Consider the following 18,544-nt stretch of genomic DNA (forward strand, 5'->3'; position numbering starts at 1 on the left):
GTTTTGGCGTGAAATTTTTTCTTTTTTTTGGTACCCTTAAAAGATTAAGAGAGGAGAATTCTGGATAATGAATCGTAAATGGTTATTTTGGATTCCTGTATTACTATGGATGGGGCTGATTTTCTATTCTTCGGCACAACCATATAAAAAGCAGGATATGCGTTCAGATATTGAACAATATGTAAATGTTGAATTTGTGAAAGAGCATTTTTCATGGGTATCTATCGATTATGGTGGAGGAACCCCTGTTAGTATTGCGAATAAAGGTGTAGGCGGATTTATTGAGTTTTTCCTTCGTAAAGGTGCTCATTTTATGGTGTTCTTTATGCTAGGTTCATTGATTTATTACGCTTTTCATCGATCAGGTTATTCGAGGAAAAGATGTTTTATATATGCCCTTCTTTTCGTTGCGGGTTATGCAACATTTGATGAAATTCACCAATGGTATACGGGAGACCGTACACCAATGTGGCAAGATTCATTGCTTGATACGTGCGGCGGATTAACGGGAATTATAATAAGTAATTGGTTTTGGAATAGAAAAAAGCGCTAATCTCAAATGAGATTAGCGCTTTTTTTGCGGGGAGTAAAACCTCCACTGATTAAAGTTTCACTTTATACACCAAGTAATTCTTTTAGTTCGTCTGTTGATAGTTCAGTCATCCAGCTATCGCTTGTGATGACCGCATTGTTTAGAGATTGTTTTCTTTCTAGCATTTCATCAATTTTTTCTTCTAATGTTCCTGTTGTAATAAGTTTGTGAACATGAACAAATCGTTTTTGACCAATGCGATATGCGCGGTCTGTTGCTTGATTTTCCACAGCTGGATTCCACCAACGATCGTAGTGAATGACATGGTTGGCAGCGGTTAAGTTTAATCCTGTTCCGCCAGCTTTTAAGGATAAGATGAAAATGTCATACGTTCCGTTTTGGAACTCCTCAATCATCTTGTCGCGATCTTTTTTCGGCACACTACCGTTTAAGAAGAGGACACGCTGGCCGAATTTTTCTTCTAGCACACGTTTTAGCATGTTCCCCATGCCGATGTATTGAGTGAAGATGAGGCAACTTTCATTTTGATCTTTTATATTTTCGATGAGCTCCATTAACGTTTTTGTTTTCATAGAACGTTCAACGACATTTTGTGGCTCTTCTTCTTTTAAATAAAGAGCTGGATGATTACAAATTTGTTTTAGCTTGTTCAGCATAAGTAATATAAAGCCGCGTCTTTCAATTCCACTTAATCCCTCAACATTTTGCAGTGTATCTTGAACAAGTTGTTCATATAAGGAAGCTTGTTCACCAGTAAGGGGACAGTAAGCTTTTTGTTCTTGTTTATCTGGTAAATTTAATGCGACCGTTTGATCTTTCTTCGTTCGGCGCAGTAAAAATGGTGAGATAAACCGTTGAACTTGCTGGATTTTTCCTTCATCACGATCCTTTTCAATTGGTGTGACGAAGCGGCGTTGGAATTGCCCTAAGCTTCCGAGATATCCATGATTAATAAAGTCGAAAATGGACCAAAGTTCAGCGAGGCGATTTTCCATCGGCGTACCAGTTAAAGCGATTTTGTGATTTGCTTGTAAGTTTCGTACTGCTTTCGACTGTTTCGTATGTGGGTTCTTAATATTTTGTGCTTCATCCAAAATAACAGCATCCCAGCATAATGAAGTTAGTTCTTCCTCATCGAGTTGAGCCAATGCATAAGATGTTAATACAACATCTGCTGATTGAAGGAAATCTTCAAAAGAATTGCCCTTATCTCTATTACTTCCGTAATGTAATTGAACACGTAAATTCGGTGCGAAACGCTCAAATTCTTTTTGCCAATTTCCAAGAACAGATGTCGGCGCTACGATTAATGCAGGGCCTGTTTTGAGATTATTTTCTTTTATATATAGTAAGTAAGAGATTGTTTGAATACTTTTCCCGAGTCCCATATCGTCAGCTAGCAATGCTCCAAATCCAAGCTTTCGTAAATATAACAACCATTCAATGCCGTGTTGTTGATACGGACGAAGTGTTGCGTTTAGTGAAGCGGGGACATCTACTTTTGGAATATCTCCAATATGAAGTAGCTTTTGGAATAGTTCCTCATAATATCCATCTAGTTCGATTTCAATATCAGTAAACGGACTATCATCTTCTACAATTTCTGTTTCAGCCGTATTTGATAAATGTTGCTGCAGGACATCTTTCATCTCTAGTCCGTATTTATCGGCACGGTTCATGAGTTTCCTTACTTCTTCGATAAAGGCTGGATCTAGTCGCATCCATTGACCGTTTATATTAAATAGACGTTTGTTTTGTTCAACGAGTTCGAAAAATTCGCTTTCTGATAAGTCAATGCCATTCGTAGAAATGCGCCAGTCAAAATTAACGAGCGTATTCATACCGAAGAACGATTGTGTTTGTACTGTATTTTGCTTCAGTTGAACACGTAATTTCGGTTTTGTTGCTTTTAAATTTTGCCACCATGATGGTAGTAAAATTGTAATGCCGGCTGCAAGTAATTCATTGCTTGCTTCTGTTAAGAAGTTCCAAGCTTCTGTTTCAAAGAGCTCATTTCGGAATGTATCTCCTTCTTTTAACCACGGTATGAGCTTACTAAAACCTTCTTGTGTTTCTGTAATCCGTTCTTCGTAATCGTGCCATCTTTTCGGTAAGGAATCGATGTTTTCATATACATATATGCGATGCGCCCCGCGCTTTGGTGTCACGATTGTTTCAAGTTTCCACATTTCAAATTCTTCTTGTGGTTCTTGCAGTCTTAGTCCGATTGTAAACGGAAGATCATCTTCAATATAACCAATTTTTCGAAGCCAATCTTCTTCATGTAGTGCTGTTTCCAATTGTCTTTTCGTAAAGTCGTAATGTTCATATAGTCTTTTAGCATCTTCCCAGCCGTCATTTGAGCGATTGTCTTGTAATATGCTTTCATTAACTGCTGCTGAGAAAAGAGATGCTAATGTGTCATCTTCAATTGGCGTATTTTGAACTTTCCAAGATGGTTGTTTGGGCCAGTGCTCCATATCTGGTACGAAGCTACCACTCGTAAAGGCATCCCATAATTCATTTGCATCTTTTGTAAGTGCTGTAATAGGGCCGTTCAGTTGAATATGTGCAAAGGAATTCATCGGTTTGTTTGCAATGTATTCAAAGGCTTGTGCATTTGTTAGTAGCACACCTTGTTTTCCTTCGAAGGTTGCTTCTTTTAGAAACGTACCGTAGAAAGAAGTGGAGTGCCATGTGAATGCATTTCGTTTCCAACTTGTTACGGATAATGGAGTACCGCTGTCATCTTCTCCCCAAAGGAACCAACCTTGACTAACATGCTGGAGCCTAATTGTTACTTCAGTTTGATTGATCATCGATTAATTTTCCTTTCCGTAATTCCTCTTGTAGTGCACGCAGACGTGAATGGAGATTGGCGATGTGAATAATGAAAGCATCCCATTCATCGGTGCGTTTTAATCGTTTATATAATGTACGTAATTTCTTTAAGTAACGAACTGCGCGTCTATATGATTTACGATTTCGTTCTTCAATTGCTTCTACAGCAGCAAGATGATAAAGAGGAAGTGCTGCTTCTGGCGCTTCTTTTTCAATATCTTTCAGTGGTTCTTTTAACAGTTCAATTGCTTCAAACCCATATAAGAGATGAAGCTCTGCCCATGTACGATACTGTTTTTTCGCGAGTACGTACTGTTCATAGTTTGTGAAACTATACGGTAATAGTTCCTGCAAGATCATTTCAAAACCAGCTTGTTCATTTGTATGTGTTGCATATGTTTCATACATGATTACAAATAGCCGAACGATATCTTTTATAAAAATCGTATTTTCGTGATCTTGGATTGTTTTCTTTACTTGTTTATACGTAAAGGAAAGCCAGTTTTTCGCACGATCCCACTGCATGGCACTTAATAGTTCTTCTAACCAATAGAAGTATAGACTCACAACAGAAGCAGGCTGTTTTTTTAGTAAGTCCATCGCTAGTAGATCTTCTTCATTTAAAAAGAGAAGGTGAGAAGACGCTAACGCTTTAGATAGTGGATTAATTTTCGTATCGATTCGTTTTTCTTCCTCTTGTATTTTCTCTTTATTGTTTAAAAGTTCACTCCATATGTGGCGATAAATGAAAAATCGCTCTTGCGTATAAGCGTCGGTAGAGAAGAATACTTCATGAACGAGACGAGCTGTTTCTTGCAAAATTATTTCAGACTCTGAAGGAATCGCTTCTGATTGTAAGTCCCGAACGATGGATTCCACTTTGTCTACAAATAGGCGAACGACATTAACAGGTTGGTGATAAGAATATGTTTTGTTTGCTTCGAATGCCTGGATTTCTTCTAATAATTTTTGAAAGCAGTAAAGTGCTGCATGTAACCTGAATAATTCATGTATGGCGATTACGCGCGGAGCTTTCCGCTCAAGTTTCGTATAGAAATCTGTAAAGATACTCATAAGAAAATACATTTGTTTATAAGTAAGGCGAGCTTGTTCTTTTTTAAATGATTCATATTCTTTTTCAAAATACGATTCCCAACTTTTATAATCCGTTTCTTCAAAAGCTGATGATTGCAATACTTGTCTTGCAGTTCGAATAGGAGGAAGGGAAGGTTTCGTATTATTTTTAAATAAAGTTAATACATCTCCTACTTGCCCGAAACTAGACGCTGCAGATAGTAATACAGCGAGCATATGCTCACATTGTGTTGGTGCGAAGCAATCACAATAACTTTCAGCGACATTACGAATCGGAATATGAACGCTATATACGTTGCCTTCCGCATCTACAGTTCCTGATAGTGTATAACCATCAAAGTCAACGTTGTAGACAACACCACTACGATATAGGTGCCGAGCTGTAGCGACATGTTCCTGATCAGCTGTTTGCTGTGGATCTAGTCCTTGAACGAACTCATTCGCAATCATCATAATTTCATCTTTCGTAATTGAGTGTTGCAGCATAATATTCCTCCGTACACATATTTCTTTCCTTTACCATTATAAACAAAAAATGCTCAAAACAGAAAAAATGAAATTTGGATTACATAACTTGAAAATCATGGTAATATATAAAATGTTAATTTCATATATGAATATATATGTATAGGAGGAGAAATGATTTGTCAGATTTACAGACGAAGTTAGGTAGTGGAATGAATAAGTTACAAGAAGGAATAGAACAAGGGAAAATGAAGTTGCAAGTTGCACAAGAAATTGCTCAATTGAAAAAGGGAATGCAAGTGCAAATGCAGAAAAAAGCAGAGGTTCTATTAGAGGTTGGACAGCAAGTGTATGTTCAATTAAGAGGAAGTGGAGTAAATGAAGCGAGCTTAAAAGAAATGATTGCTCCAGTTCAAGAATTTGATGTAGCTATTTATCAAGCAAGAAAGCGCATTGTTGAATTGCAAAAACAACAAGGTGAAAAAGCTACATGTGAATGTGGTGGACCTTTATCAATAAATGATAAGTTTTGTGGTTCGTGTGGAAAGCCTAACCCGATGTTAACAGTAGAAAATGAAGGTGAAACGGTAAATTGTATTTCATGTAATGAGCATATCGATAAAAACTCTACTTACTGTCCAGTTTGTGGAATTAAGCAAAGTGGGGAGTGAATTAAATGTATTGTCGCACATGTGGAAAACAACATGGTGAAGAAGTAAATTATTGCCCAAATGAAGGTAGTATGGAGATTGCAGGAGCTATAGATGCAGTAACATTAGAAAAAGATACTGCAAAATACTGCAGAGGTTGTGGCAGTGAAAATGCTCAAAAAAATTTATATTGTCAAAAGTGTGGGTATTCTTTATCTGTTGTGAAGAAAAAAGAACAAACTGTAAAATTGCCTACAATGGATGGTGCTCCTAAAGTTGAATTTAAAGCAGATAAAGCCGTTTTACAAAAAGGTTTTATTGGTGGGGCTGTTGCAAGTATTCTCATGTTAATTGCTGGTTGGATTGGTAGTTTATTATTTGCCTCTATGTTAAGTGAGATGTTTAGCAAATTTGCGAAAGAATTAGAAATGTTGCCAAGTTTTTATTCGAGTGCAACTTCTACGATGTTAAGTTACCATTTACTTGGTTTTACAGCTAACGATGATAGTGGATTGATATTTTCTTTATCTTGGCATACTCCATTTACATTATTATTAATCATTCCATTTATTATTTTCGCTGGTACAGGAATTTGGTTAGGGAAACAGCATGTTGCGAAAACGATTAAAGATCAAATCTTTATGGCAGCAACAGTTGGTATTATTTATGGAGTCTTTTTATTCATTATAAGTTTTATAGCATCACAATCTTTTGCAATCCCATTCTCAGAAGCAGGTAAGATTACGGTTGGCTATTCAGCGATGAAGAGTTTATTGAGTGGTTTTGTATGTGGGACATTATTTACCTTATTAGGATTTATTGCTCATACAAGCAAAAACAATATGGCAGCAGCATTTCAAGAGTTAATGCCATATGGAGCGTCTGTTTATTACGGTGTTTCGGCTATGATAAAAGGACTTTTAGTAACAGCAGTAGCGGTTTGTATTATGGCGTTAGTAAGTAAGGAAGACGGTATTGAACCATTAAAAGAAATAACAACTTTAAAATCTGAAAGTACATTATTAGCATTAGAGTTAACACCTCAATTATGGAGTATGGCTCATTTTGCGCCGTTAGAAGTATCAAGTCCAGCACTTAGTAAGGAATTTACTAGAATTGGTAAGAAATCAAATGCATATGAGAGCACACTATCGTTTTCATTTATATCAGGCGTCTCTGTAAATGGCGTAGAGCTTAGAGAGATATTGATTTCAAAAGGAGCAAATGAGGGAAGCCTTGCAGAATTTGATAAAGTGAATAACGTATTCCATTACGGTTTATTACTGCTTATTATTCCATTGTTCTTTATGTTTAGAGCGGGAAGAAAGTTAGCTAAATTACCGACTGCCAATATATATATTACATTAGCGGTATGCAGTGGTTCTTACACAATTATGATGATTGTAATGAATATGATTTCTAAGTTCCAAATTAATGTTTCAGGAACTGTAACAAGTTTATTTGGAACAAGCGGAACAGTACTATCTATGCAAAATTCATTTACATATTTAATTTTGTTTAGTTTTATTGTGACATATGTAGCAGCATTTGCTGGAATGAAATTAGCTAAAAAATAGGAGGAGAGCACGTTGAAGTTTTGTGGAACATGTAAAAAGAACGTTGCAGACCATTTGAACTTTTGTCCTGAGTGTGGGAGTAAAGTAGAAGTAATCGTTGATAACACTGCTGCTTCATATACAGAATTACAAAGTGAGACAAAATCAGTGAAAAGTAAGAGAAATTTATTTTTAATCATTGGTTTAGCTATTATTGTTATTTTATTATTTGGGGCATATAAATTTGGAGCATATAAGTTTTCAAAAGAAAAGCAAGTAAATGTAATGATTGAAGCATTCCAAAAGAAAGATATTAATGCAATCGATGAGTTTGTAAAAGCAAATGATTCAAGCTTAAAGATTAAGACAGAGGATCTTAAAGCGTACATGCGTTATTTAAAAGAGAATCCTTCTTACAACAAACAATTACTGTCTTATTTACAGAAAGAGACAGTAGATCAAAAGTTAACAAAAGATAAACCTGCATTTAAAGACGGGGAAATAGTAGAAGAGGGAAAAGAGTGGTTCTTATATCCAAAGTATAAGTTCAGCATGAAATCTTATTATATGAATGTAAGTACAACTGCAAAGAATGCAGAAATATATGTGAATGACAAAAAAGAAACAGAGCTTTCTAGTGATAAAAATTCGAAAGAGTTGGGGCCATACTTCCCAGGTACATATGTTGTAAAGGCAACGGCGAAGACAGAACTTACTGAATTAGAAACAGAGAAAGAAGTAGATTTAGCGGATGAACAGAGCGAGAAAGTGAAAGTGGATTTATCGCTTGAAGGCAAGTATGTAAGCATTTCTTCTGATGAAAGTGATGCAACTGTATTTGTGAATGGGAAAAAACGTGGAAAATTAAATTATGGAAGTTATAAGCTTGGCCCTGTATCCACAGATGAAACAGTAGAAGTACATTTAGAGAAAACTACTGATCTTGGTGTGATGAAATCTGAAAGTGTTAAAATTGGAGACCAAAGCACATATTACTTAAAATTCCCGAAAGAAACATCAAGTTCAGCAGTGGGCGAATTTGTAAGAAATCATATTTATGATAACGTACGTGCAATTTCATTAAATGATTTTAGTTTAATTGAAAATAATTATGATAAGGGCGGGAAATCGTATAAGGAAGACCGTGATTATATACAGTATTTACACAAAAAAGGAATTACAGAAGACTTATTAACGATGGAAGTTCGTAATGTAGAGCGTCAAAGTGCTACGAAATATAAAGTAACGACATATGAAGAGTATCATATTCGTTACGGTGATGGATCTGTGAAGTTCAAAAGTTTTAATAACGAACATATTGTAACTGTGAATGGAAATGGAAAGATGTTGTATCATTCTCTTGGTGCAAATAATACGTTGAAATCAGAAGATGTATCTGGTCCAACTCGTTAATATGAGAGAAGCTGTTCAATATTTGAACAGCTTCTTTTTTGTAGCTAAATCGATATTTCGTGTCGAACCGTTGATATATCGTAAGTTATGATAGATATAATCGAAAAATCGTTGATATATTGCGATTTATGATAGATATAATTGAAAAATCGTTGATATATTTTTTTACAATTATGAGTGTGTTTCCTTTAGTATCGCTTGTACATATGGATCATGTAATATTTGCTCTATAATTGGTAACATGTTTTGTTCAAATGGAATGTCGATAGGAAATGGCTTTTGAGAGCCTGGTTTTATTCCATATTGCACAATTTTGTAATGTGTATTGTTTTCAGACTTGAGCACAATTAACTTATAGCGGTTATCATCGCCAGCGAGTGAAAAATCAATAGAAGTAGCGTTATATGTCACTTCATCTTTATATATGTACGGTTTTGGCGTACCAATCCAGTCTACTTTTGCTTGCACATTCATGGGCGTAGCCTCCTTATATGTATTATAAATAAATAAAAGCCAGCTCTCAATAAAGAGAACCGGCTTGTAATTTAGCAGTCATTGGTTATTTTAAAATTTTCACTTTAACAGTTTTGCGTCCCCATTTTTGAGCAGCGCTATCTGATCCAAGTAAGATATCAATACGGTTACCTTTAATTGCACCACCAGTATCTCCAGCGATAGCTTCTCCGTAACCTTCTACCCATACTTTAGATCCTAATGGGATTACTTTCGGGTCAACAGCGATCATTTTCATGTTTGGATTCGCAGTTAAATCATGACCCATTGCAGTTAATACACGGCCGCCATATGTGCCACCGTTTTCGCTCGGGTGAGCTGTATATGCTGTAGCTACAACTGTTAACTCACGACCACCAGATGGTGTGCTAGTTTCAGCAGCTTTCACAGCAGGCTTAGCAGCTGGTTTTGCTTGTGCTACAGGTGCTTGAGCCTTAGCTGGTGCTGCAGCTGCAGCTTTAGCAGGAGCAGTTGTTTCTTGTTTCTCAATTACAGGTGCTGTACCTGTTAAGAAAGGAACATGAACATAAGCTGTTTTCCCGTTATATTCAAATTGTAACCACTCATTTTGTACTTGGTTCGTTGTTTCGATTACATCGTCTTTCTTCAACTTTCCAAGAACCTCTGAGTTTGTGTTCGCTTCAGCACGTACGTTTAATACGTTAGCTGTTACGTAGTAGATGCTTTTTGTGAACTCTGCACTTACGAATGCGTCTTTACCGTCTAAAGTAATTTTTGACCATCCGTTCTCTGTATTTTGAACATCTATTTTATTACCGTTTAGTAATTTACCGACAACTTTTGATTCAGTAGTAGGGTTTTCGCGTACGTTTAGTACGTCTGTTGTTACAACAGTTTCTGCATTAGCAGATGATGTGAAAATCCCAAGACCAAAAACTGCTGCTGTTGCTATACCAATTAATTTTTTCATGATAGCCTCCATTGCGTTTGTTTTCGTGTCCTCATTATAGCAACAGATTTTTTCGGATTTGAGGAAAACACACAATTACAAACCATTCGTAATAAGTCGTTAACATCCTGTAATATAACAAAAAATATAGGAAAGCGTTTTTCATTCTATATGACTCATAGGTTTCTAGTTATATTCAAAATATTTAATACAACATGTTTTTTTCGACGTAAATAAAAATGTTACAGGGATGTTACATGATGTTTACTAAACGATTACATTCCTTGAGTATTTTACCGTTTTATGGGTAATATAGTTATATAAACATAAACATTTTGTTTGTGAAGCTATAAACACGTGCTATATACTAGCAAAAAAACCGCATAATTGTTACAAAACGAAAGGGTTGCAAGGAAGAACTTTGCCCTTTTTTACATATGTAACACATCCTTTTTTAGGAAAATACATTCCTATCCGCGTTTTTCTCACACAATTTGACAGCAGTATTTCTAACTTGTAGCTCTTGCAGAGTGAAAAAGTTATACGAAAGGTAAGGCTGTCCATAAGAATTCGAATTGGTGAAGGTGAAAGTAAGAAAATCACCGCAAAATTATAGTTTTCTATCCGATTTTACATATCGGAATTTATGTTATTTACAAAAGCGAAACCTACGAAGGGGGATTTGATGAGGAAACTGACAAAAACATTCATCGTTTCATTAACATTATGTATTGCATTTACAATTTGGGGGATTATTCCCGAATCTATTATTGGAAAAGGTAGCTTAGGAAATGTAACAACCGCAATTCAAACTGCATTAGTTAGTAAGTTCGGGTGGTTTTATATTATTTCCGTGTCTATTATTTTAGGTGTGTCTATCTTTTTAATTGTTTCGAAATACGGTTCTATTCGTTTAGGTAAAGATGATGATGAACCTGATTATAGTTATATGACATGGTTTGCTATGTTATTTAGTGCTGGTATGGGTATTGGCTTAGTTTTCTGGGGCGTTGCCGAACCATTAAACCATTTATACGCACCTCCGTTTGGAGATAGTGCAACTGAGGAAAGTGCGCGCCTTGCACTGCGTTTTTCGTTTTTCCATTGGGGATTACATCCTTGGGGACTATATGCGTTTGTAGCGTTATGTATTGCTTACTTTACTTTTAGAAAAGGAAAAGCAAGTACGATTAGTGCGACAGTAGGTCCGTTATTTAAGGGCGGGGAACACGGGCGTATTGCTCATTCATTTGATGTGTTAGCTGTTTTCGCAACTGTATTTGGTGTTGCAACGTCATTAGGTCTTGGTGCGAAACAAATTGCAGGTGGTGTTAGTTATTTAACATCTATCCCGAACTCATTAACGACTCAGTTAGTTATTATTGCAATCGTAACAGTATTATTTATGTTATCTGCGCAAACAGGTCTTGATAAAGGAATTAAATATTTAAGTAATACGAATATTATTTTTGCATTTGCACTTATGATCATTGTATTATTTGCAGGTCCAACAAACTTTATTATGAATTACTTCACTTCAACAATCGGTTCTTATATTCAGGAATTGCCAAGTATGAGTTTCCGTTTAAGTCCATTAGACGAAGGTGGGAATCAATGGATTCAGTCATGGACAATTTTCTATTGGGCATGGTGGATTGCGTGGTCACCGTTCGTAGGTACGTTTATTGCTCGTGTTTCACGAGGTCGTACGATTCGTGAGTTTGTTATCGGTGTGTTACTTGTGCCGACCGTAATTGGTGCACTTTGGTTCTCTGTGTTCGGCGGTACTGGTATTCATATGGAGTTGTTTGGTGATGCACATATCTTCGACAAAGTGAAAGAAATGGGAACAGAAGTAGGATTATTCGCTATGTTCGATCAGATGGGCAGCTTTGGATCAGCTTTATCAGTTTTAGGTATTTTACTTATTGCAACATTCTTTATTACATCTGCAGACTCTGCAACATTCGTTTTAGGGATGTTAACGACACATGGTAGTTTAAACCCACCCAATCGTATTAAAATGATTTGGGGTATCGTTCTAGCCGCGATAGCTTCTACGCTATTATATATTGGCGGATTAGAAGCCTTACAAACGGCAGCTATCATTGCAGCATTCCCGTTCGTCTTTGTTATTTTCTTTATGATGGTGGCATTATTTAAAGAGTTACAAAAAGAAGGACGTATGAAGCGTCATTAATAATAGAAGGAAAAGAGCTGATTTCATATCAGCTCTTTTTTATTTCTCTATTTGCCTGTAAAAGTACGATTGGTGATGGCTAATGAAAGTTTCACTTTATATAGAAGGAATTTGAAATGCGGGTAGGGGAAATAAAATACTTTACCATATAAGTAGTATGCCTTTTATACGAAGAAAAAACGATAGGTTTCGACAATATTCGATACCTTACGAATTCTATTCGTATTTTTGTCAAAAATATGTCGGAAATGTGTTGTCACGTTTATATATATGTGCTATATTATTTCCTGTAAGCGATTTCAAATAGTTTTAAAGCGCATTCAAGGGGGACATCTAGAATAATGAAACGTTACGAAAGAAAGTGGAAGCATATTTGTTTGAAACGTGTGGCACATCGTAGTGTCCAAGAAAGCACGGAACCTAAGACTGAAACGCGCAAAGAACAGCAAGAGAAGCAATTGGTTCTACAAAAATAGCAATCACTTTTTCGTATATAAATGAAGGTCGATCGTTCGTTGGGGGATGGACGTGAAATTACTTTCAGCTAAGGGGTATTGTCTGATATATAATTTATACGGCAATAAATAAGCACAGAGCATACGGCGCTCTGTGCTTATTGTTATTATTTCTCTTTTTTGAATCGAACTGTCTTATCCCAGCCAATGACTTGTTTCTTGCTCTTTGCACGTAAGTATAAGATTAAGCTACGAATAAATAAGTACGTAAAGAGCTGTGCGTACGTAAAGTACATAATAACGCTAATAAAAATATTAGTCGGTGTAAAGGTTCGTTCGACACTCTGGGCACTAAATAATTGAGAAACATATGTAATATATGCGACATACCACATAAATAGTAGCGGGATGCTATATTGAATTTGGAATATCCCGAGTAGCCCAATTACAAACCAAACGTTCGAAATGATTAGGAATAGCCAAAATACAACATACACTAGAACTTGTTGTAAGGAATGGACGAGAAGTTTTCCTTTAAAGAAACTTAATGATGAGAACATTTTTTCTAAAATGTATAAATTCCCTTGGAGCCAACGTGTACGTTGTTTAATAAGAATTTTTAAATGCTCTGGTTCTTGTTCCCAAGTAACTGATTCTGGGACGATTGGTAAGAGATAACCTTTTTGTGTAATTCTTAATGTTAATTCAGCATCTTCTGCAATTGCATAAGGGTCATAGCCACCAAGCTCTTCTAGTGCGGAGCGACGAAGAAGCATATTTGTTCCTGTCAGTGAGCCTGTTTGGAATAGTAACCAGCGTCCAGATTGCATAAGGAGCTGGAAGATTTGAAATTCCAGTGAAATCATTCGCGTCAGCCAGTTGCGCTTTTCATTTACTGTACGAACATGTCCAACAGCTCCAACAGCATCTTTAGTTGTTTCAGCGTGTTCTACAAGCATTCGCAGTGCGTGTGGTTCAGGCTGGTTATCTGCATCGTACACACAGAAGTATTCACCATCTGAAATACTAAGGCCGTAGTTTAGTACACGTGATTTACCCTTCGGTTCACCGGGTGGAACACGAATATGGCGAATATGAGCATAAGCTTTGTCGAAATCATCGCCAATTTCAGGTGTTTCATCTTGAGAGTTATCATTTAATAAATAAATAGTTAGTTTTCCTGGATATTCAATCTGCGCCATCGCCTCTAAAGTATCTTTAATAACGACGCCTTCATTATGGGCAGGTATGAAAATATCGACGCTTGGATAATGGTCTAATGTACGATCTTTTCGTTTACTATTTCGGTGAATTAAGCCCGCGATTGTTAAGAAAGAGTAGTAAACGAGTAAGCCAGAGAATAGAAAGGCCGTAAAAATAAGTACATATTTAATTGAAAATGTGATACTAATCCAAAAAACGAGTACGCAAAACAGAAGGAATAAAAGAAGTATAACGAGAGTCATCATAACAGTGTCTGTCCTTTGTTTCCAATTTGCTCGCGTGAAATTTTTATATCTCGGATTGCTTCAGCAGCAAGCCATTGCTCCATTTTTGGCTTTAGGCGGTTCATTACAATGTCAGCACCAGCTTCATTTGTGTTTTGTAATAAAATAACTAGCGTATTATTATCATATTCAGCAGCAAGGTCAAAATCATTCCTTACCGTTTCAACTAATAAGGAAGCTACACGGTCCATAACACTTTCCTTCGTATATTTACTAAAGGGAGTGAAATCAAAGTAAATGATAACGCCTGTTTCATTACGACGATTCATTGCAGTTGTTAATAATGCTTGGCGTCTCTCGAATTCTTGTCTTGTTAGTAATTTTGATTCTCCAATATATTGTTCTAACGTTCTCACACGCTCAGTTAAAGTTTTATTTTCATGAATCACTTTTTTCAATAGGTGAGTTGTTATGTATACAATGAAGAAGTTAGCTGCCATCAGGAAGTGGGTAATCATATATTGCCATTGATCTGATGTACTCCATAAATGAAGCCATGCTTCATAAAACAAATAAAATACGGAAATAATGGTTCCTAGTATGAAGAAAATAAATGCTGTTTTGTCAGCTAAAAATAAGAATAGTACATTTACGATTACGTATATTATTGTAAAAATGAGCGCATGCTCATAATTCGTCACATGTACAGTAGTAAAATAAAATACAATTTGTAGAATCCACATAGAGAGGATTTTATAGAACTTATCTTTCACAAAACTTTCCTCCTTAAAGCTATTTCATCAATAGATACTTGTAGTATGCACAATTATTAAGAAATTGACCATGTCGTTACATTCTTTTGAAGGGCAACGATAAGTAGTATCGCTATTTTCATTAGAAAAATAAAAAGACTTAAACATTATTGTATCATAATGTTCTTATATTTGGCATAAGGTGATTAATAGATGCATAAAAGACGCTTGGATTGCATGAAAAAAGTCTCCTCTTGTAGAAAGAGAAGACTCTATATAAGTTTATAGGAACATCATACCTGCAACTGCTGCATTTAAGAAGTTCGCTAATGTACCAGCGATAACTGCTTTAATCCCTAATTGTGCAATTTGTTTACGGCGAGTAGGAGCTAACGTTCCTGTTACACCTAATTGAATTGCGATAGAAGAGAAGTTTGCGAATCCACAGATTGCAAATGTTAAAATTAGATTTGTTTTGTCAGAGAACTCTGCCATGTGTGGTCCTAAGTTTGCGTATGCAACGAATTCGTTGATTGCAAGTTTTTGACCGATAAAGCTTGCTGCTTGTACAGCTTCACCAGGAGAAACCCCGATTAAGATTGCAAATGGTGATAATAAGTAACCGAAGATTAAATCAAGGCTAAGTTTAATATCGAACAGAGAACCAACCCATCCTAATAATCCATTTAATAAAGCGATTAATGCGATGAAAGCCATTAACATTGCTGCTACGTTAATAACAAGTTGCATACCTTCAGATGCACCGCGTGCAGCTGCATCGATAACGTTTGCGTCTTCACGTTCTGTAGAAAGTTCAACGTTATTATCTACTTTTTCTGTCTCTGGCATAATGAGTTTCGCAATTAATAAGCTTGATGGAGCTGCCATTATTGCAGCTGCTAATAAGTGCTCTAACGGAATACCCATTGCTGCATAGCCGACAAGAACAGATCCAGCAACAGCTGTCATACCGCTTACCATAATAGTGAAGAATTCACTATTTGTTAAGCGTGCTAAGTAAGGTTTAATTAAGATTGGAGCTTCAGTTTGTCCTAAAAATACAGTCGTTACTGAGTTTAAGCTTTCTGCTTTAGAAGTTCCAAGAAGTTTACTTAATGCACCACCAACGACGCTAACAAATTTCTGCATAATACCAAAATGATATAAGATTGCTACTAATGAACTAATAAATACGATTGGAAGTAGTGCTTGAATAAAGAATACAAATCCCCAAGGTCCTTTTGCGTTGACTAAATCCCCAGCAACGAACTTAATTCCCTCGTAAGAAAAATTAATTAATCCTTGAACACCGTCAGCAGCGTGTTTTAAACCTGCTTTACCAGCATCCCATCGTAATACGATAAATGAAAATGACATTTGTAATGCTAGCGCGATTAAAATTGTGCGCCAATTAATAGCTTTGCGGTTGGAAGATAGTAAGAATGCAATTGCTAATACTCCAATCACGCCGCCAATTCCCCATAAAAGATTCATGCAGTGTATGCTCCTTCCTCATAGTAAAAACAGTGTATAAACCAGTTGTCTATACGTTTACGAATATAACATCTTAAGTAACTTATCATAATGGACATCGGAGGTCAAACGTCTAATGAAAAGTTTAAATAAAAAGAAAATTCTTCAAAAAAACACATATGAAATAAATAGACATGAAATAGGTTATGTTTTTTATGGGAATATATACATTATGATAACGTTATGCATTGTTTTTGCAGAATAAAGTGTATGAAATGGAAGAATGGATACATTATTTTTGTAGAGAGAAGGTAGGAGAAAGGGAGTAATATGTTGAACTCATAGCAAAAAAGCCTTCTAGTAAACTAGAAGGCTTTGAAACTATTAATTAAGGTGCTTTCGTGTATCCTAAGAAGTGGCTCTTCCAATAAGAGTTACTTAATGAAGCGATTGCTACACCTTTATCTCCAGCTTGGATAAATGATCCGCCCCCAAGGTAGATACCCATGTGAGAAGGACCAGATTTATAAGTGTTTTGGAAATAAATTAAGTCACCAGGTTGTGGACTTGAAGTTTTTGGTAGGCTACTCCAATATCCTGCAACACTTTGGCGGCTAATGTTATGACCAAATTTCTTAAATACGTGGTAGATGTAACCACTGCAGTCAACACCGTTAGCAGAAGTTCCGCCCCAAACGTATGGTACACCTTGCATTGATTTTGCGTATGCAAGTACGGAAGAACTGTCGCCGCTATTATTACCTGTATTATTATTGTTGTTGTTGTTGTTGTTATTGTTTTGATTGTTATTTTGGTTATTGTTAGGCTTATTATCTACTGCGCCTCCAACTGGTGTTTTAGATAGGTAACGTGTTCCGATATAACCAGTTTGACCGTTGTAGTTAATTTTGCTCCATCCAGAGTTTTCAGAGATTACTTGAACCTTCTGACCTTGTGGAAGTGCGCCTATGATTCTATAATTTGTACCTTCGCCGCTACGTACATTTAGTGCAGAAGCATTAATGTAGTAGTCACCAATCGCACCTTGGTTAGGTTTTTCAGGTTGTTTTGGTTGCTCAGGAGTAGTAGTGCCACCTTTAACGAATTTTACAAATTCGCTGCTAACAAAGCCTGTTTTTCCTTGGTAATTTACTTTAAACCAACCGTTTTCAGATCCAACTACGTTTAATGTTGTACCGTTTAAAACGCCACCAATTACACTATGGTAAGCGGCAGGGCCTGTACGAACACGTAAAGATGTAGCGTTAACTACGTAAGAACCGCCAGTTTGAATAGTTCCATTATTGTTTTGCTCTTGTTTGTTGCCTTCTGTAACGTTTTCGTTAGAACCGCCTTTTGTTACGTAGTCTTTGCTTATATAAGCAGTTTGTCCTGCGTAATTGATTTTGAACCAATCTTGAACTTCGCCGACAACTTGTACTACTTGTCCTTTTTTGACAGAACCTACAGTTGTGTGAGAAGTGCTAGGACCTGTACGAACGCGAAGGGAAGATACATTTACTGTATAGTTTCCGCTTGCTGGTTTTACTTCTTGGTTGTTATTATTCGTATTGTTGTTTGAAGAACCCCCATTAGAAGAAACGCCAGATACGAATTCGCCACTTACATAACCTACTTGTCCATTATGGTTAATTTTCACCCAACCATTTTCTTGTCCAATTACGTTTAATGTTTGTCCTGCATATACACGTCCAGAAACAGAACTAGAAGTGTTAGGAGCTGTACGTACACGTAATACATCAGCGGTAACTTTATTGTTTCCACCTGTGCTTACATTGTTGTTTGCTGCTCCACTTTTTGATACAAATTCGCCACTAACAAAGCCTGTTTTTCCGTTAATGTTAATTTTGAACCAACCATTTTCTTCGCCAATCACGTTTAGTGATTGACCGTTATAAACGCGTGAGATGATGTCGTGAGAAGTGCTTGATCCCGCACGAACATGTAAGACGCTCGCGTTTACCGTATAAGATGAGTTGTTTGACGCAGAAGCTTGGACAGTTGTAGCAGCTTTTTGTGTATTTTGTTCAGGTGCAGCTTGAACACTATCAAGTGTAGGTGCTGCTCCTCCTGCTACAGACACTGCCGCAAGACCGGCAAGATACTTTTTCATAATTTGTCGATTCCTTTCTGTCTGTAATGTAGTGAAGAAATATTTACCAACTGTTAAAAATTCTAAAGAGCATGTCGATTACTGTC

Annotated in this window: 13 protein-coding genes; 5 read left to right on the forward strand and 8 right to left on the reverse strand. The window is 36.4% G+C overall.

The window, feature by feature from the left end:
* Window positions 1-67: 67 nt before the first annotated feature.
* The gene (locus ACTFN4_RS15895; RefSeq protein WP_001080709.1) at window positions 68-553 is read left to right on the forward strand and encodes a VanZ family protein; all 486 of its coding nucleotides are present in this window, start codon (window positions 68-70) and stop codon (window positions 551-553) included.
* A gap of 62 nt (window positions 554-615) precedes the next feature.
* Here ACTFN4_RS15895 and ACTFN4_RS15900 read toward each other — a convergent pair whose 3' ends face one another.
* Together ACTFN4_RS15900 and ACTFN4_RS15905 are read right to left on the reverse strand one after the other, a co-directional pair.
* A complete protein-coding gene (locus ACTFN4_RS15900; RefSeq protein ID WP_000610118.1) occupies window positions 616-3,372 on the reverse strand; it encodes a DEAD/DEAH box helicase in 2,757 nt (918 codons plus the stop codon).
* On the reverse strand, window positions 3,356-4,975 hold the full coding sequence (locus ACTFN4_RS15905) for an SWIM zinc finger family protein (RefSeq protein ID WP_000939139.1): 1,620 nt from the start codon (window positions 4,973-4,975) through the stop codon (window positions 3,356-3,358). Before ACTFN4_RS15905 ends, ACTFN4_RS15900 begins: the two co-directional genes overlap by 17 nt.
* A gap of 158 nt (window positions 4,976-5,133) precedes the next feature.
* On the opposite strand from ACTFN4_RS15905, the gene ACTFN4_RS15910 reads away from it, so the two are divergent.
* The 3 genes from ACTFN4_RS15910 to ACTFN4_RS15920 are packed head-to-tail and all read left to right on the forward strand — an operon-like array spanning window position 5,134 to window position 8,573.
* A complete protein-coding gene (locus ACTFN4_RS15910) occupies window positions 5,134-5,625 on the forward strand; it encodes a zinc ribbon domain-containing protein (protein WP_001281754.1) in 492 nt (163 codons plus the stop codon).
* 5 nt (window positions 5,626-5,630) lie between these two features.
* Window positions 5,631-7,181: a zinc ribbon domain-containing protein gene (locus tag ACTFN4_RS15915; RefSeq protein WP_000271649.1), complete on the forward strand. Its 1,551-nt coding sequence runs from the start codon at window positions 5,631-5,633 to the stop codon at window positions 7,179-7,181.
* Window positions 7,182-7,193: 12 nt separating this feature from the next.
* Window positions 7,194-8,573 carry a zinc ribbon domain-containing protein gene (locus ACTFN4_RS15920; RefSeq protein WP_439962525.1) on the forward strand — a complete coding sequence of 460 codons (1,380 nt, stop codon included), beginning with the start codon at window positions 7,194-7,196 and terminating at the stop codon, window positions 8,571-8,573.
* A 171-nt stretch (window positions 8,574-8,744) separates the two neighbouring features.
* Here the strand turns inward: ACTFN4_RS15920 and ACTFN4_RS15925 are convergent, their stop codons facing one another.
* Both ACTFN4_RS15925 and ACTFN4_RS15930 read right to left on the reverse strand, forming a co-directional pair.
* Entirely contained in the window at window positions 8,745-9,047 is a 303-nt protein-coding gene (locus ACTFN4_RS15925; protein WP_001102539.1) for a DUF3910 family protein, read from the reverse strand.
* A gap of 85 nt (window positions 9,048-9,132) precedes the next feature.
* The gene (locus ACTFN4_RS15930; protein WP_000733325.1) at window positions 9,133-10,017 is read right to left on the reverse strand and encodes a cell wall-binding protein EntA; all 885 of its coding nucleotides are present in this window, start codon (window positions 10,015-10,017) and stop codon (window positions 9,133-9,135) included.
* A 664-nt stretch (window positions 10,018-10,681) separates the two neighbouring features.
* Here ACTFN4_RS15930 and opuD point away from each other — a divergent pair.
* Window positions 10,682-12,196 (forward strand): glycine betaine transporter OpuD, encoded by a 1,515-nt coding sequence (opuD, locus tag ACTFN4_RS15935; RefSeq protein ID WP_144560810.1) that lies wholly within the window; start codon window positions 10,682-10,684, stop codon window positions 12,194-12,196.
* Between the two features lie 622 nt (window positions 12,197-12,818).
* Here the strand turns inward: opuD and ACTFN4_RS15940 are convergent.
* The 4 genes from ACTFN4_RS15940 to ACTFN4_RS15955 all read right to left on the reverse strand — a co-directional run bounded on the left by ACTFN4_RS15940 (window position 12,819) and on the right by ACTFN4_RS15955 (window position 18,458).
* Window positions 12,819-14,120 (reverse strand): glycosyltransferase family 2 protein, encoded by a 1,302-nt coding sequence (locus ACTFN4_RS15940; protein WP_439962526.1) that lies wholly within the window; start codon window positions 14,118-14,120, stop codon window positions 12,819-12,821.
* Window positions 14,117-14,872 (reverse strand): diguanylate cyclase, encoded by a 756-nt coding sequence (locus ACTFN4_RS15945; protein WP_074553758.1) that lies wholly within the window; start codon window positions 14,870-14,872, stop codon window positions 14,117-14,119. Before ACTFN4_RS15945 ends, ACTFN4_RS15940 begins: the two co-directional genes overlap by 4 nt.
* Window positions 14,873-15,133: 261 nt before the next feature.
* A complete protein-coding gene (locus tag ACTFN4_RS15950; protein ID WP_001051019.1) occupies window positions 15,134-16,345 on the reverse strand; it encodes a NupC/NupG family nucleoside CNT transporter in 1,212 nt (403 codons plus the stop codon).
* 367 nt (window positions 16,346-16,712) lie between these two features.
* Entirely contained in the window at window positions 16,713-18,458 is a 1,746-nt protein-coding gene (locus ACTFN4_RS15955; RefSeq protein WP_439962527.1) for a C40 family peptidase, read from the reverse strand.
* Between the last annotated feature and the right edge of the window lie 86 nt (window positions 18,459-18,544).

The sequence above is a fragment of the Bacillus cereus group sp. MYBK95-2 genome (assembly GCF_051915225.1).
Taxonomy (GTDB): domain Bacteria; phylum Bacillota; class Bacilli; order Bacillales; family Bacillaceae_G; genus Bacillus_A; species Bacillus_A cereus.

What these genes read in the sequence shown, in the direction of transcription:
- ACTFN4_RS15895 (WP_001080709.1), top strand. Translation starts at nt 68, where the DNA reads ATGAATCGTAAATGGTTATTTTGGATTCCTGTATTACTATGGATGGGG.
- ACTFN4_RS15900 (WP_000610118.1), bottom strand. Translation starts at nt 3,372, where the DNA reads ATGATCAATCAAACTGAAGTAACAATTAGGCTCCAGCATGTTAGTCAA.
- ACTFN4_RS15905 (WP_000939139.1), bottom strand. Translation starts at nt 4,975, where the DNA reads ATGCTGCAACACTCAATTACGAAAGATGAAATTATGATGATTGCGAAT.
- ACTFN4_RS15915 (WP_000271649.1), top strand. Translation starts at nt 5,631, where the DNA reads ATGTATTGTCGCACATGTGGAAAACAACATGGTGAAGAAGTAAATTAT.
- ACTFN4_RS15925 (WP_001102539.1), bottom strand. Translation starts at nt 9,047, where the DNA reads ATGAATGTGCAAGCAAAAGTAGACTGGATTGGTACGCCAAAACCGTAC.
- ACTFN4_RS15930 (WP_000733325.1), bottom strand. Translation starts at nt 10,017, where the DNA reads ATGAAAAAATTAATTGGTATAGCAACAGCAGCAGTTTTTGGTCTTGGG.
- opuD (WP_144560810.1), top strand. Translation starts at nt 10,682, where the DNA reads ATGAGGAAACTGACAAAAACATTCATCGTTTCATTAACATTATGTATT.
- ACTFN4_RS15940 (WP_439962526.1), bottom strand. Translation starts at nt 14,120, where the DNA reads ATGATGACTCTCGTTATACTTCTTTTATTCCTTCTGTTTTGCGTACTC.
- ACTFN4_RS15950 (WP_001051019.1), bottom strand. Translation starts at nt 16,345, where the DNA reads ATGAATCTTTTATGGGGAATTGGCGGCGTGATTGGAGTATTAGCAATT.
- ACTFN4_RS15955 (WP_439962527.1), bottom strand. Translation starts at nt 18,458, where the DNA reads ATGAAAAAGTATCTTGCCGGTCTTGCGGCAGTGTCTGTAGCAGGAGGA.